The organism is Cytobacillus sp. FSL K6-0129, from assembly GCF_038007625.1.
Classification (GTDB): domain Bacteria; phylum Bacillota; class Bacilli; order Bacillales; family Cytobacillaceae; genus Cytobacillus; species Cytobacillus kochii.
In genome coordinates this window covers 1,766,832-1,781,823 of record NZ_JBBOXM010000001.1, presented here as the reverse complement: position 1 = coordinate 1,781,823, position 14,992 = coordinate 1,766,832, and the positions used below count along the sequence as shown (strand labels likewise).

Below are 14,992 nucleotides of genomic sequence, written 5' to 3'. Positions count from 1 at the left end.
TTAAAATAAAATGTTAATATAATTATAAATAAACAGAAAAATTAGTTTATATTTTAATCTTTTGCAAGCGGTTACAAAAATCGGAGGTGCATCCATGTTAGGGAAGAAGAGAAAAATAGGTAGAAGACTTGAGGAAATTTCGGTTGGAGAGAAGCTGACCTTTACGGAAAAAATTGAAGATAGGGATTTATTATTATATCTAGGGTTAACAGATGATGCAAATCCCATATACTTACAGCATGACTATGCTTCACAAACGCCTTATAAAAAACCAATTGTACCCAATATTATGCTGAATGGTATGGTCTCATCTAGTGTTTCAAAATATCTCCCTGGACCGGGTAGCCACATACTTAAGCAAGAGTTAGAATATGTTAAACCTGTTTATCACTATTCTACAATTGAATTCTTGATGGAAGTAATTCATGTGGATGAAGAGAAGCATAGTATTGAAATGAAGGTACAAGCAACGAATGAAGAAAATGAAACAGTATTATATGGCCGAATGAAAGTATGTCCACCCTATCCACTTGAGAGTCTCAACAGTAAAGTGCTAGAAAACTTCTAATCATGAATTGTAAGGATAGTTGACCAAAAAAACTAAGCAAAAGTAATTTATACTGCTTAGTTTTTTGTCGTGGGCACGCTTTTTTTTCTTTTTTATATTATAATACATTTATATAAGGGGTTTTACTAAAGTAATTGGTTTATACTAATGGGGAATCTATTTATCGGAGGCTTTTATGGATAAAAAAGTTCTAGTGGTTGATGATGAGCAGTCAATTGTAACGTTACTACAATATAATTTGCAACAAGCAGGTTATGAAGTACTAACAGCATCTGATGGAGAAGAAGGCAAAAATCTTGCTTTAAGTGAACAGCTAGATTTGATTGTGTTAGATCTGATGTTACCTAAGCTGGATGGAATTGAAGTGTGTAAACAAATTAGACAAAAGAAAGTGAATACACCAATACTCATGTTAACTGCAAAAGACGATGAGTTCGATAAAGTTCTTGGCCTAGAGTTAGGTGCAGATGATTATATGACAAAGCCATTTAGTCCGAGAGAAGTCGTTGCGCGGGTAAAGGCCATTTTAAGAAGGTCACAAGCCCAATTTGACGAACCTGTTTCAGAAGATGAGGATGATAGTATACGTATAGCTGGAGTGAAAATCTATCCAGATAGATATGAGGTCTATTATCTAGACGAATTACTTGAGCTGACACCAAAAGAGTTTGAACTACTATTATATCTTGCTAAAAATAAAGGTAGAGTATTAACACGCGATCAATTGCTGAGTGCTGTTTGGAATTATGATTTTGCGGGTGATACAAGGATTGTAGATGTTCATATTAGTCACTTAAGAGATAAAATTGAGCAAAATTCAAAAAAACCAACATATATTAAAACGATTCGTGGGCTTGGTTATAAGCTAGAGGAGCCTAAGCCTGAATGAAAACTTTTCGTTCAAAACTATTTTTTGCTATCATTACGTTGATTATCGCTGTTTTACTTTGTTTAGGCTTGTTATTAGGTCAGCTATTTAAATCCTATTATATAAATGTTATAGATGAACGCTTATCTAAAGAGATTCAGCTAGTAGCAGGCCAGATTGAGGAAATAGGTGGAATTGAACAACTTACTCAAGAGAAGGTCGACCAGTTTGCTAGCTGGTTAGGTGTTAATGTTACTATTGCCGATGCAAATGATCAAGTGATATTTGATAGCGTGAATAAAGATATTCAATTGAAAAACCGTAAGACAATAAGTGAAATATTAGGTGCACCTGACTCTGATGGGCAGGCTGGTAAAGTCGTAGGCGACGATTATCATTACTTTTGGAAGGAATTAAATGAAGGTACGAATTCGTATTATTTATTTTTAAGTGCCGAAATAGATGAAGTAAAAAGTGGTTACTCGCAAATCTGGTGGATCCTAATTATCTGTCTTAGCCTAGCATTAATTTTGATTATATTCTTAGGGGCCGCTATTACGAATAGATATACAAGACCGATTGATTCTGCAACGAGAGTCGCTATTGAGTTAGCGAAAGGGAATTATCGGGCAAGAACGTATGATAATGATGTCGGTGAAGCAGGTAAGTTAAATAGCTCAATTAATATTCTTGCACGTAATTTGCAAGATATGGAGAAATCGAGAGAGATGCATCAAGATAGACTCAGTACACTCATTGAAAACATGGGTAGTGGATTAATTTTAATAGATAGTAAGGGTTATATTAACCTTGTGAATCGTACATATAGAGAAGTTTTTCATGCTGATGTGACAGAATACATGGACGAGCTGTATTATAATGTCATTGAATATAAAGAAATCACTGAGCTTATTGAAGAATTATTTATGACAGAACAAAAGGTAAGAAAGCAAATACAAATCCTTATTGGTATTCATCGAAAACATTTCGAAGTCTACGGTGTTCCGATTATCGGCACGAATGATGTATGGAAAGGTGTACTTTTGGTTTTCCATGATATTACTGAGATAAAGAAATTGGAGCAGGTGCGGAGAGATTTCGTTGCGAATGTTTCACATGAATTAAAAACACCTATAACTTCTATAAAAGGGTTCTCAGAAACGCTTTTAGACGGGGCAATGGATGATCAAGATGCCCTTAAACAATTTTTAACGATTATCCTCCAAGAAAGTGAACGATTGCAAACACTCATTCAAGATTTGCTTGATTTATCAAAAATTGAGCAACAAGGATTTCACCTTTCTATACAAGAGGTGAATATTATTGGTGTCTTAAATGAAGTAGTAATGATGGTTAAAAGACGTGCGGAGGAAAAAGAAATTACCATAGATTATAAATGTGAAGATGAAATAATCGAAATGGAAGCTGATGTTAACAGAATCAAGCAAATATTCCTTAATATTGTTTCCAATGCTATTTCTTACACACCAAATGAAGGTAAAGTGTCTATTCGTGTAACAGAAGATCAACAAAAAGTGTATATAAAAATAATTGATACGGGGATAGGCATTAAAGAAAGTGAGATTCCGCGAATTTTTGAAAGGTTTTATCGAGTAGATAAAGCAAGGAGTAGAAATTCAGGTGGTACAGGTCTTGGTCTGGCAATTGTGAAGCATTTACTAGAAGCACATAAAGGATTGATTTCTGTTGAAAGCAAGAGTGGAAAGGGCACGGCCTTTTTACTTACGTTTTATAAGAAGTTACCTGATAGCGAATAAAGAGTTTTACAAAAAGTTTACATTGTTTTTTTATGCCATTAACAATAGGGGGTTACAATTAGTATTGTAAAACCCCTTCATCACATGATGTGAAGAAGAGAGAGCTACCCCGCTCTCTCTTTTTTTAGAAAGAAGTTCTAGTCTGTGATAAACAATAATCAAATGAATGATATTAAACAACTCCAATTTATAATATTGTAAGTGGTGCTGCTATGCGCTAAAGAAGTGGCCATCACCTAAAAATTTCTACAGTTCCCACCTCCACAAATACCATATACTTCATCAAATTTTGTAAATCTCTTCGTTAAAGAACGATAGCCCTATGAATTTCTATTCCTAATTTTTCTTTATTCTTTTAGACATGATAAAATATAGAATAGATAATGGCTTTTTCGAAGTGTATTCAATGAAATGACTTTGTAAGAAGCGAAGGAGGTTGGTGGCGAGATGACAAAGAAAAAACTCGTATTAATAGATGGAAATAGTATTGCTTATCGAGCTTTTTTTGCTCTTCCATTATTAAATAACGATAAAGGCATACATACGAATGCAGTCTATGGATTTACGATGATGCTTATGCGCATTTTGGAAGATGAAAAACCTACTCATATTCTTGTTGCATTTGATGCCGGTAAAACTACGTTTAGACATAAAACGTTTACTGAATATAAAGGTGGAAGGCAAAAAACGCCGCCAGAACTTTCAGAACAGTTCCCGGTGATTAGAGAGTTACTAGATGCTTATCAAATTGCTCGGTATGAGCTAGAGAATTATGAAGCAGATGATATTATTGGCACGTTATCTTTAATAGCTGAACAAGATGATTTTGAAGTAAAGGTCATTTCAGGGGACAAAGACTTAACACAGCTAAGTTCGGAAAAGACAACAGTAGGAATTACGAAAAAGGGGATTACTGATATAGAAGAGTACACCCCTCAGCATATCGAGGAAAAGTATGGTATCTCACCTGAACGTATCATTGATATGAAAGGGCTAATGGGAGATAGCTCCGATAATATCCCGGGTGTGCCAGGTGTCGGGGAGAAAACTGCACTAAAATTATTAAAGGAGTTTGGGACATTAGAACAATTAGTTCAATCGATAGATCAAGTGAGTGGTAACAAATTAAAAGAGAAGTTAGAGGAATTTCAAGACCAAGCTTTAATGAGTAAAGAATTAGCAACAATTTTAAGAGAAGCGCCGATTGAAGTAGAGCTAGATAAAATAGCTTATGAAGGATGGAATGAAGATAAACTATATCATTTATTTAAAGACCTCGGTTTTAATTCTTTATTAGAAAAGATAAGCTTTGATTTAGCAGAAGACGGAACAGCCGAGCTTGAAGAAATTAATTTTGAGATTGTTACTGATTTTACCGAGGAACAATTGGATGGAGATAGTGCATTATATATCGAGGTGTTAGAGGATAATTATCATTACGCAGATATTCTTGGAATTGCAGTCACAAACAAAAATGGAAACTTCTTTATTTCAACAAAAAACGCTTGTCAATCGAATGTGTTTAAAAAATGGGCAGAAGATGATGCCTCTCCAAAGGTCGTATATGATGCGAAAAGGTCTGAAGTCTCACTAAGACATCATGGTATTCATTTAAAAGGTATCCACTTTGATATCCTTTTAGCAGCTTATATTATCAACCCTTCTGAAACAATTGAAGATTTAGCTTCTATTGCGCGTAATCACGGATACTCTGCAGTTCAATCCGATCAAGCTTTTTATGGGAAAGGAGCAAAAAGGAGTATTCCAAAGGAAGAAGAGCTTGCTCCTCATATTGTAAGGAAAGCAGTGGCAATGGATTCGCTTTATGAAAAATTGGATACGTCGCTACAAACGAACCAGCAGTCTGCTCTTTTTTACGAATTAGAATTACCCTTATCATTGATTCTTGCTGATATGGAATCGGCAGGTATTAAAGTGGATTTGAAACGCCTGCGTTCAATGGGAACAGAGCTATTAGAGAAGCTTGCGGCCATTGAGAATCGAATTCACGCGTATGCTGGAGAAGCATTTAATATTAATTCTCCGAAACAATTAGGGGTAATCTTATTTGATAAGCTGCGTTTACCAGTTATGAAGAAAACAAAAACGGGCTATTCTACTTCAGCAGATGTATTAGAAAAATTAGAATCCAAACATGAGATTATCAAAGAAATCCTTGAATATCGTCAATTAGCGAAACTACAATCCACCTATATTGAAGGTTTACTAAAGGTGGTCAATAAAGAAACGGATAAAGTGCATACCCGTTTTAATCAAGCGTTAACGCAAACGGGGAGATTAAGTTCTACAGACCCTAACTTACAAAATATCCCGATTCGCTTAGAAGAAGGTAGAAAGATTAGACAAGCATTTATTCCTTCAAAGAAAGATTGGGTTATTTTTGCAGCAGATTATTCACAGATTGAATTAAGGGTTCTCGCTCATATTGCAGGTGACGAAAAGCTAATCTCCGCATTCAAGGAAGATTTAGATATCCATACGAAGACAGCTATGGAAGTTTTTCATGTTTCAAAAGAAGAAGTGACGGCAAATATGCGGCGTCATGCAAAGGCAGTTAACTTTGGGATTGTTTACGGGATAAGTGATTACGGCCTTTCACAAAGTCTATCTATCACAAGAAAAGAAGCTGGAGAATTTATTGATCGCTATTTAACAAGCTACCCTGCAGTTAAACAATATATGGAAGATATTGTGCAAGAAGCAAAACAAAAAGGGTTCGTAGAAACTTTACTTCACCGTCGTAGATATTTACCGGAAATCACAAGTCGGAATTTTAATCTTCGCAGCTTTGCGGAAAGAACGGCTATGAATACACCCATTCAAGGAAGTGCCGCAGATATTATTAAAAAAGCGATGATAGACATGGCTGATCGCTTAGAGAATGAACAATTACAATCCAAGCTTTTATTACAAGTGCATGATGAACTGATATTTGAAGCACCGGTAGAAGAAATAGAAAAACTGAAAGAAATTGTTCCAGATGTAATGGAGCATGCCGTAGAGTTAAAAGTACCGTTAAAAGTAGATTATTCATACGGCCCAACATGGTTTGATGCGAAGTAAGTGAGTTCACAATCGGATTGAAAAAAGGAGTCATTATGGATGCCTGAATTACCTGAGGTAGAAACAGTAAGAAGAACTTTAGAAGAGTTGATTATCGGAAAGACGATTGACCAAGTGTTGGTACACTGGCCGAAAATGGTGAAAGAACCGGACGATGTCGTTCGATTTACAAAGGCGCTAGAAGGGGAAACATTTAAAGCGGTTGCCCGTCGCGGAAAATTTTTGATTCTTTATACGGATGATCTTGCCCTTGTTTCTCATTTACGAATGGAAGGGAGATACGGGGTTTATCCGAAATCAGAAACGATTGAAAAACATACACATGTGATTTTCTCCTTTACGGATGGAACAGAGTTAAGGTATAAAGATGTGCGCAAATTTGGCACCATGCATTTATTTAAGCGTGGAGATGAGCTTGGTCAACTACCACTTTCACAATTAGGTGTAGAACCTTTATCAGATGCCTTTTCGCCAAAGATATTACAAAATTTATTGAATAAGACAGCACGGCCCATTAAGGCGGCTCTCTTGGATCAAAAACTAATTGTAGGCTTAGGCAATATATATGTCGATGAATCTTTGTTTAAAGCAGGTATTCACCCAGAGCGCTCTGCTAAAACATTAACAAAAGAGGAAGTAGAAAAGCTTTATTCGGAAATTAAAGCAACATTGTCCGAAGCTGTGGAACGAGGAGGCAGTACGATACGTTCTTATGTGAACTCCCAAGGCCAAATAGGATTATTTCAGTTAGAGCTATTTGTGTATGGGCGGCGTGGAGAGGAATGTAAAGTTTGTGCTACACCGCTTGAGAGAATCATTGCTGGAGGACGTGGGACTGTTTATTGTCCACAATGTCAGCCGAAATAAAATAACCACATTTTTCTTTTGTCATCTTAGCCTAGATTATAGATAACATTGGATGGGCTTCTTCCATATAATATGTTAGCCATTTCATGGAAGGAGCTCTTTTAAATGACGCAGATGATGACACTTATAATACTAGCTATAGCTGTTAGCTTAGATAGTTTTAGTGTAGGTTTAACGTATGGATTAAGAAAAATGAAGATTCCAATTAAATCGATTTTAATTATTGCTTGTTGTTCAGCTTTTACTCTTCTCATTTCAATGGGGATTGGTCATACAATAGCAAAGTTTATTTCACCTGCTTTTGCAAACAGTATTGGGGGTATCATCCTTATTGTATTAGGTGCTTGGGTACTGTATCAGTTTTTCCGCCCTGAAAAGGAAAAGGATAAAGATGCTCTTCCACATGAGAAAATTCTTTTGAATTTTGAAATCAAGTCTTTGGGTGTAGTTATTAACATTTTAAGAAAACCGATGGTAGCCGATATTGATAAGTCAGGTACAATTACTGGTATTGAAGCCTTTTTATTAGGGTTTGCTTTGTCACTGGATGCGTTTGGTGCAGGTATTGGAGCGGCTATGCTTGGGTTTTCACCATATTATTTAGCTATATGTGTTGCGGTTATGAGTTCATTATTTGTTTTTGGTGGGATGAGTATTGGCTCGATATTTTCTAAATCTCAATGGATGCAACGATGTTCGTTTATACCAGGATTAATTTTAATTATACTTGGAATCTGGAAAATTTAATTTGATAAAAAGGTGTGAGAGTAAGAATGACAGTTATTATCGGACTCACTGGTGGAATTGCAAGCGGTAAAAGCACAGTTTCCACCATGTTTAAAGAAAGAGCAATTACAGTAATAGATGCAGATGTTGAAGCGAAACGAGCAGTTGAAAAAGGTGCGGCTGCTTATGATGAAATTGTCTCTCATTTTGGCCAAGAGATTCTTCTAGAAAATGGGGAGATTAACCGTCAAAGATTGGGTTCCATTGTTTTTTATAGTGAAGAAGAAAGAATGAAGCTCAACAGTATTGTCCACCCGGCTGTTAGGAAGAGAATGAACGAGCAAAAGGACGAGGCAGTTGCTAATGGTGAAAAAATGGTCGTTCTAGATATCCCGCTCTTATTTGAAAGTAAACTCACATATATGGTGGATTACACCGTTTTAGTGTATGTTAATAAAGAAAATCAGCTTCAGCGGTTGATGGAGAGAAATGGTTTTGATGCAGAAGAAGCGAATGCACGTATTCGATCACAAATGCTATTGGAAGAAAAAGTACAGCTAGCGGATTTTTTAATTGATAATAATGGCGATCTCGCTAGTACAGAGAAGCAACTAGATGATTTACTGTTACAATTAAAAGATAAACAGTAAAACACAATTACTACTTAGACTTCTACGTTTCATTAGTAATATTTCAACCCTTTTCGTCCACAATAATAAGTGGATTATTTTTTTTCACTTAAGAAATAGGGCGTAAAGATGCATTTTTCACGTAATGTCACGCGTTTTATGCTCTCTTTACATCCACAATATTTCTGAATAGTGGAACTTTAAAATATCCGCAATTTGCTCATCACATTTTGTGGTTAATATGTTATACTATTAGCATGAAAATGGTTAAAAAAGTATAACATTTATACGGAAGGGGCCGTAAGATGAAGGCGAAAATAGCGATTAATGGGTTTGGGAGAATAGGACGAATGGTGTTTAGAAAGGCCATTCTTGATGATACATTGGAAGTAGTAGCAATAAATGCTAGTTATCCACCAGAAACGTTAGCACATTTAATTAAATATGATTCTACTCATGGTGCATTCCAAGGTGAAGTGATTCCCGAAGATGATGCGCTTGTAGTGAACGGAAAAAGAGTTCAATTACTAAGCAATCGTAACCCTGAGGAACTTCCTTGGAAACAAATGGAGATTGATATCGTTGTTGAAGCTACAGGTAAGTTCAACTCAAAAGATAAAGCGATGCTTCATTTAAATGCAGGTGCCAAGAAAGTTGTTTTAACGGCTCCAGGGAAAAATGAAGATGTAACCATTGTGATGGGTGTGAATGATGAAGCGCTTAACATTGCTGAACATGATGTGATTTCTAATGCTTCTTGTACAACAAACTGCTTAGCGCCAGTTGCAAAAGTATTAGAAGATAAGTTCGGCATTGAAAACGGTTTAATGACGACTGTACATGCGTATACAAATGACCAAAAGAACCTTGATAATCCACATAAGGATCTTCGCCGTGCTAGAGCTTGCGCGCAGTCAATTATTCCTACTTCAACAGGAGCAGCGAAAGCATTGTCTCTTGTGTTACCACAATTAAAAGGCAAGTTACATGGGATGGCTCTTCGTGTGCCGACGCCAGATGTATCACTTGTTGATTTAGTTGTTGATTTAAAGAGGGATGTAACAATTGATGAGGTAAATGCTGCGTTTGAAGATGCGGCACAAAATGAATTAAAAGGTATATTAGATATAACAGAAGAACCACTTGTTTCAATCGATTTCACAACAAATCCACACTCTGCTATTATTGATGGGCTTTCCACAATGATGATTGGTGAGAATAAAGTAAAAGTTTTAGCTTGGTATGATAACGAGTGGGGTTATTCTTGTCGTGTAGTTGACTTGGTGAAATATGTAGCTGAAGAACTAAATAAATCGGCAGTGAACGCATAATTTTATGTAGGCAATCCTTTAATGGGATTGCCTTTTTTGCATTTTTACTATGTAGGTAAAATGAAATGTTAAACTGATTACTACATAGATGATCACAGGTTGGGGCAATCTTTTAAATAAAAAAAGCTTTTTGTTTGTCTTTTCGTTGCGTATTTCTGAATGATGTCTCTGGAAAATTTGAATAAATTGTGACATTTCCCTTGGTTAATGGAGGGGATGAACACTGATGATAACAATGTTTAGTCCCCTTTCTTTATGTGAAAATGTAATTATTACTGAAATTCACTTAAATAAATTTTCTAGGATTTATTGCAAAAGAACATTAAACAAAGTATACTAAAAATCGTGAACTTCTCAACGAGTAAGGCGCTAAATGGCTACTTAAAGGGTTAGGACCTCTTTGGACTAACTTTCCCCCGTGGTAGTTATATGCTTTGCCCAGTAGAAATTCATGTCAATTAGTAAAGGGGGAAATTTGAATATGGAAACAATGGGTCGTCACGTCATCTCAGAGCTTTGGGGATGCGATTTTGAAAAATTGAATGATATGTCATTTATTGAGCAAACATTTGTAGCAGCTGCACTAAAATCAGGGGCAGAAGTGCGAGAGGTGGCATTCCATAAATTTGCACCACAAGGTGTAAGTGGGGTTGTCATTATTTCAGAGTCGCATTTAACTATACACAGTTTTCCGGAGCATGGCTATGCAAGCATCGATGTTTATACTTGCGGTGATCTTAATCCTCACATCGCGGCTGACTATATAGCAGAAGCTTTAGGTGCTGATACACGTGAGAATATAGAAATTCCTCGTGGAATGGGTCCTGTTCAAGTTAAGAACGCAACAAAAGCCAATGTGTTATAATAAAGAAGAAGTCTTCAAGAGTGCAAGCGAATAATTGCACTCTTTTTATTATGAAAAAAACATATCTACTTGTACTAACAACTCCTTTTTTATATGATAGTAAGTAAAGATACATTTTAGGAACGTAAAGATGAGACGGAGTTGATTGTATGAAATGCCCTTCATGCCAACATAATAATACTCGTGTGCTAGACTCTCGTCCTGTTGATGAAGGTAAATCGATACGAAGACGAAGAGAGTGTGAAAAATGTGGTTATCGGTTTACAACTTTTGAAAAGGTAGAGGAAATTCCTTTGATTGTTGTGAAAAAAGAAGGAACAAGAGAAGAGTTTAGCAGAGAGAAAATATTGCGTGGACTAATAAAAGCTTGTGAAAAACGACCGGTTGCATTAAAAGAACTAGAGGATATCACTTTTCAAGTTGAAAAGGAATTAAGAAGCAACGGAGTATCAGAAGTGAAAAGTGATGATGTTGGCGAAATGGTTATGGACAGGCTAGTGAAAGTTGACGATGTCGCCTATGTTCGCTTTGCTTCTGTTTATCGTCAATTCAAAGATATTAATGTATTTATAGAAGAGCTAAAAGAGTTAATGAAGAAGGAACAAGCGTAAAGGTGAGCAAATAGGCTAAAGTGAATTTAGCTTCTTTGCTCATTTTTTTCAAGATATGAAAGAAAGAAGGTATTTTTCATGGCCCAGCATTGGACTGAAGTCATCCCTAGTGATCATTATACAGTGGCTTTAAATGGGCTGTTACATGACTATGATCGAAAAATCTTAGTATTTCTTTATCAGCCACTTATTGGGACCATTGCGTACAGTTTATATATGACCTTATGGATGGAAGTGGAGGAAAACCGTATTTGGTCTTCATCTTCGCGTAACCATCATGGTCTGATGAGTATGATGGACTTAAGTTTAAAAGAAATTTATGAAGCAAGAAAAAAACTTGAAGGAATTGGCTTGCTAAAAGTTTATGTGAAAGAAGGGGAAAATCGTGAATTTATTTATCAATTACAGCCACCCCTCTCTCCAAGTACATTTTTCTTAGATGGTATGCTCAATATCTTTCTTTATAAAAAAATCGGTAAAACTCAATATACGAGACTAAAGCGTTTTTTTAGTGATGAGGAGTATTCAAACCTCCATCTTGATTATAAGGATGTAACAACAGCCTTTCATGAGGTTTATACATCTGGTCACCAGCTTGCTAAAGAATATAATGATGACTTATCTGTTTCTCCTAAAGGTGAATGGGTAGATAGAATGGAAGCGGGTAAAATTCAAATTCCATGGCAAACATTTAATTTCTCGTTATTGGAAGCGGGCCTTAGTGAATCACTTGTTCCCCGAAAAGCACTTACGCAAACAGTAAAGGATGCCATTAGTAATTTGGCGTTTTTATATGATATTGATGTTATGGAAATGAAGAATATTCTTATAAGCGCGATGAACGAAGATGATGAAGTTGAGATGGATGAATTGCGGAAATCGGCAAGGGATTGGTATCAAATGAATCATCGTGACGAATTGCCATCATTAATTACGCAAACTCAGCCTGTTCATAGTCTCTCAATAACTGAAAAGCCAAAAAGTAAAGAAGAAGAGCTTATTCAATACTTTGATACAACTTCGCCTATTCAATTTTTGAAAGATTTATCTGGGGGGGCGGAACCTTCAAAAGCGGAATTGAAAATACTTGAAGATGTGATGTTTCACCAAAAGTTGCCTCCCGGTGTGATGAATGTTTTGATTGATTATGTGATGCGTAAAACAGATAAAAAGCTGACAAAGGCATATGTGGAAACAATCGCAAGTCATTGGGCGAGAAAGAGCATTCAAACTACGGCTAATGCCATGGCTTTGGCGAAGAAAGAACACCAACAATATTTGAAATGGGCAGAGAATAAAAAAGTAGGGAAACGTTCATCCAAATCTAATACGAAAAAAGCTGTCACGAGGACAGAGCTTTTACCTGATTGGTTTGACGAGGAAACAAGTAAAAATGAGACTGTCGTCCAACAGAAGCATGATAAGAAAGATGATCATGTAGATCTTAATATGAAGGAATTTCAAGAACTAATGAAGAGAAGAAATGGGGGTGGACAATAGATGGAAAGAATCAATGATACGCTTAAAAAACTTGCTGGAAATCAAGATTTTAAAACGAGATATGAAAAGCAACGAGCAGAGACTTTAAATGATCCAGATGTCCGTGCCTTTTTGACGGCACATAAGGATGAACTGTCAGCAGATATGGTTGAAAGAAGCTTAATTAAATTGTATGAATATAGCAAGCTAAGTAAGGAATGTAATCGCTGTCCGAGCCTAGATAGTTGTATCAATTTTATGCAAGGCTACCACCCAGAGCTCGTCATTGAACGTGGACTGATTGATATTAAATATGATAAATGCCCACGAAAGCAAATCCATGATGAAAAAAGAAAAAATGAGAAGTTGATTCAAAGTTTATATGTCCCTAAAGACATACTAAATGCAACCTTTGATACGGTGTACAACGATGATGGAAAAAGAATGGAAGCAGTCAATAAAGCTCTTAGCTATTGTATGAATTTTAAAAAGGGTGATGGTCAGAAGGCGTTATATTTATACGGCCAATTTGGTGTCGGTAAATCATATTTATTAGGTGCGATTGCCAATGAACTTGCACTGAAGCAAGTTTCATCAATGATTGTCTATGTGCCTGAATTATTTAGGGAATTGAAAAGCTCAATTAGTGATTCGACTTTAAATGATAAACTTGAAGCTATTCGATCAGCTTCTGTACTTATGTTTGATGATATGGGTGCAGAAACGATGTCTAGTTGGACAAGAGATGAAATTTTGTCGCCGATTCTACAATATCGTATGCTTGAAAAGTTACCGACCTTTTTCACCTCAAACTTTGATTATAAAGGACTTGAACATCATCTTACCTATAGTCAACGAGGGGAAGAGGAGCGGATGAAGGCAAGAAGAGTAATGGAGAGAATTAAGTATTTAACCGATCCTGTGCTTGTCGAAGGACCGAATCGAAGGGTTTAGGCAAGATAATTTTCAATAGTTTTTCTTCATGACTTCTATTTTGGCCAAGTCTCCCATATATATGAATCAGATAGATGTTAAGGGGGGATTTGGTTGATAGAGATCATTTTCCGGAATAAGCATGAAGCCGAGGAGCTGTTTCAGCACGCAATCCGGATTCAGAACTATACGGAAGGCGAAACGACAATTCTTCATAATGAAGGTCAATATATAGTAAGAATGTATCCTGAACAATGCAGTGGACGATCTATTGAAGAAGTAAAACGAACATTTTCTGCTTTTTTAATGGAGAGTAAATGCGATAGTTGGTTTAGAAAGATAATGGCCGAAAAGTTTTATTATCAAGATTCAGAAGAACAACAACAAATTCTTGAAATCATTCATTCCATATTGGAAGGGCAAAGAGAAGATTTATCTACTTTTTTACATAGAGTGGATATACACGAGCAATTACGATCGGCTATAGATCGCCTAGTGCATGATGATATCTCTTTTTCCTATGATGCTTTTATAAAGTTTCGTCTTAAACCGCTTTTAGACGATATGACAAAGTATGTTGAGTTGTCTATTGATGAATATAAAATGGAACAGGAATATCAAATGTTTATTCAAACCTTAAGAGACTTTATTAAGGATAGAGAAAGTAAGTTACCCACGATTCATTTATATTTAGGTGAAGAAGTTCGCTTTTTTAATCAGCATTTCGAAGAGCTTTCTCGAATGGACCTAACGGCGATGATAGATAGAAGATTATTAATTAATCACCCTGTCTATGTAGATTCAGTTACAATCGCACCATTACTCTCAATCGCTCCTCAGGAAATATGTTTATATAGTGAAAGTGAGGAACAACCTTTAGTTCGTACAATTAAAAATATTTTTGAAGAGAGATTGGAAATCCTTCATATAAGTGAATTTAATATGCGTAAACAGCATGCATGTAAAAATATAAGTGAACCCTCTTGATTTTCCGTAAATTAAAAACTATAATACTTACATATTGAAATTATCAATGAACAGTAATGATAAGGATATGGGTATTCTTTTACGGTTTATAGAGAGGGAAGACAAGGCTGCAATCTTCCTAACACGAATGGAATGCTTACCACCTTTGAACTCCAATACATAAAGATGTCTAAGGCGTCGATTAAGTATTGGCGGCAACAAGACCGTTAACTTGCTACGAGTCACTTTTTTAAAGTGAGAAGTAGGGTGGAACCACGTGTATATGA

13 protein-coding genes and 1 other annotated feature (1 of these 14 running past the window's edge) are annotated in these 14,992 nt (G+C 36.0%); all 13 genes read left to right on the top strand.

Annotation, left to right across the window (positions count from 1 at the left end; translation table 11 throughout):
• Positions 1–94: 94 nt before the first annotated feature.
• The 13 genes from MHI57_RS08740 to ytxC all read left to right on the top strand — a co-directional run bounded on the left by MHI57_RS08740 (position 95) and on the right by ytxC (position 14,726).
• Entirely contained in the window at positions 95–568 is a 474-nt protein-coding gene (locus MHI57_RS08740; RefSeq protein ID WP_095372313.1) for a MaoC/PaaZ C-terminal domain-containing protein, read from the top strand.
• A gap of 175 nt (positions 569–743) precedes the next feature.
• Positions 744–1,457: a response regulator transcription factor gene (locus MHI57_RS08735; protein ID WP_307312682.1), complete on the top strand. Its 714-nt coding sequence runs from the start codon at positions 744–746 to the stop codon at positions 1,455–1,457.
• Positions 1,454–3,214, top strand: a complete 1,761-nt coding sequence (pnpS, locus tag MHI57_RS08730; protein ID WP_095372314.1) for a two-component system histidine kinase PnpS — start codon at positions 1,454–1,456, stop codon at positions 3,212–3,214. The genes MHI57_RS08735 and pnpS overlap by 4 nt, the downstream gene beginning before the upstream one ends.
• A gap of 447 nt (positions 3,215–3,661) precedes the next feature.
• Positions 3,662–6,298 (top strand): DNA polymerase I, encoded by a 2,637-nt coding sequence (gene polA, locus MHI57_RS08725; RefSeq protein WP_095372315.1) that lies wholly within the window; start codon positions 3,662–3,664, stop codon positions 6,296–6,298.
• 39 nt (positions 6,299–6,337) lie between these two features.
• On the top strand, positions 6,338–7,165 hold the full coding sequence (gene mutM / locus MHI57_RS08720; protein ID WP_095372316.1) for a DNA-formamidopyrimidine glycosylase: 828 nt from the start codon (positions 6,338–6,340) through the stop codon (positions 7,163–7,165).
• Positions 7,166–7,270: 105 nt separating this feature from the next.
• Positions 7,271–7,912 carry a sporulation membrane protein YtaF gene (ytaF, locus tag MHI57_RS08715; protein WP_095372317.1) on the top strand — a complete coding sequence of 214 codons (642 nt, stop codon included), beginning with the start codon at positions 7,271–7,273 and terminating at the stop codon, positions 7,910–7,912.
• 26 nt (positions 7,913–7,938) lie between these two features.
• Positions 7,939–8,541, top strand: a complete 603-nt coding sequence (coaE, locus tag MHI57_RS08710; RefSeq protein ID WP_095372318.1) for a dephospho-CoA kinase — start codon at positions 7,939–7,941, stop codon at positions 8,539–8,541.
• Positions 8,542–8,825: 284 nt separating this feature from the next.
• A complete protein-coding gene (locus MHI57_RS08705) occupies positions 8,826–9,851 on the top strand; it encodes a glyceraldehyde-3-phosphate dehydrogenase (RefSeq protein WP_095372319.1) in 1,026 nt (341 codons plus the stop codon).
• A 481-nt stretch (positions 9,852–10,332) separates the two neighbouring features.
• On the top strand, positions 10,333–10,716 hold the full coding sequence (gene speD, locus MHI57_RS08700; RefSeq protein WP_095372320.1) for an adenosylmethionine decarboxylase: 384 nt from the start codon (positions 10,333–10,335) through the stop codon (positions 10,714–10,716).
• 149 nt (positions 10,717–10,865) lie between these two features.
• Complete coding sequence (gene nrdR, locus MHI57_RS08695) at positions 10,866–11,327, top strand: transcriptional regulator NrdR (protein WP_095372321.1); 462 nt, start codon at positions 10,866–10,868, stop codon at positions 11,325–11,327.
• Between the two features lie 78 nt (positions 11,328–11,405).
• Positions 11,406–12,827 (top strand): replication initiation and membrane attachment family protein, encoded by a 1,422-nt coding sequence (locus MHI57_RS08690; protein ID WP_307312683.1) that lies wholly within the window; start codon positions 11,406–11,408, stop codon positions 12,825–12,827.
• The gene (gene dnaI / locus MHI57_RS08685; RefSeq protein WP_095372322.1) at positions 12,828–13,760 is read left to right on the top strand and encodes a primosomal protein DnaI; all 933 of its coding nucleotides are present in this window, start codon (positions 12,828–12,830) and stop codon (positions 13,758–13,760) included.
• Positions 13,761–13,853: 93 nt separating this feature from the next.
• Positions 13,854–14,726, top strand: a complete 873-nt coding sequence (gene ytxC / locus MHI57_RS08680; RefSeq protein WP_157733922.1) for a putative sporulation protein YtxC — start codon at positions 13,854–13,856, stop codon at positions 14,724–14,726.
• A 47-nt stretch (positions 14,727–14,773) separates the two neighbouring features.
• Positions 14,774–14,992 (top strand) — a binding site (T-box leader); it runs 14 nt beyond the window's last position.

Excerpts from the sequence above, each read along its gene's own strand:
- MHI57_RS08740 (WP_095372313.1), top strand. The coding sequence starts at position 95 with ATGTTAGGGAAGAAGAGAAAAATAGGTAGAAGACTTGAGGAAATTTCG.
- MHI57_RS08735 (WP_307312682.1), top strand. The coding sequence starts at position 744 with ATGGATAAAAAAGTTCTAGTGGTTGATGATGAGCAGTCAATTGTAACG.
- pnpS (WP_095372314.1), top strand. The coding sequence starts at position 1,454 with ATGAAAACTTTTCGTTCAAAACTATTTTTTGCTATCATTACGTTGATT.
- polA (WP_095372315.1), top strand. The coding sequence starts at position 3,662 with ATGACAAAGAAAAAACTCGTATTAATAGATGGAAATAGTATTGCTTAT.
- mutM (WP_095372316.1), top strand. The coding sequence starts at position 6,338 with ATGCCTGAATTACCTGAGGTAGAAACAGTAAGAAGAACTTTAGAAGAG.
- ytaF (WP_095372317.1), top strand. The coding sequence starts at position 7,271 with ATGACGCAGATGATGACACTTATAATACTAGCTATAGCTGTTAGCTTA.
- coaE (WP_095372318.1), top strand. The coding sequence starts at position 7,939 with ATGACAGTTATTATCGGACTCACTGGTGGAATTGCAAGCGGTAAAAGC.
- MHI57_RS08705 (WP_095372319.1), top strand. The coding sequence starts at position 8,826 with ATGAAGGCGAAAATAGCGATTAATGGGTTTGGGAGAATAGGACGAATG.
- speD (WP_095372320.1), top strand. The coding sequence starts at position 10,333 with ATGGAAACAATGGGTCGTCACGTCATCTCAGAGCTTTGGGGATGCGAT.
- nrdR (WP_095372321.1), top strand. The coding sequence starts at position 10,866 with ATGAAATGCCCTTCATGCCAACATAATAATACTCGTGTGCTAGACTCT.
- MHI57_RS08690 (WP_307312683.1), top strand. The coding sequence starts at position 11,406 with ATGGCCCAGCATTGGACTGAAGTCATCCCTAGTGATCATTATACAGTG.
- dnaI (WP_095372322.1), top strand. The coding sequence starts at position 12,828 with ATGGAAAGAATCAATGATACGCTTAAAAAACTTGCTGGAAATCAAGAT.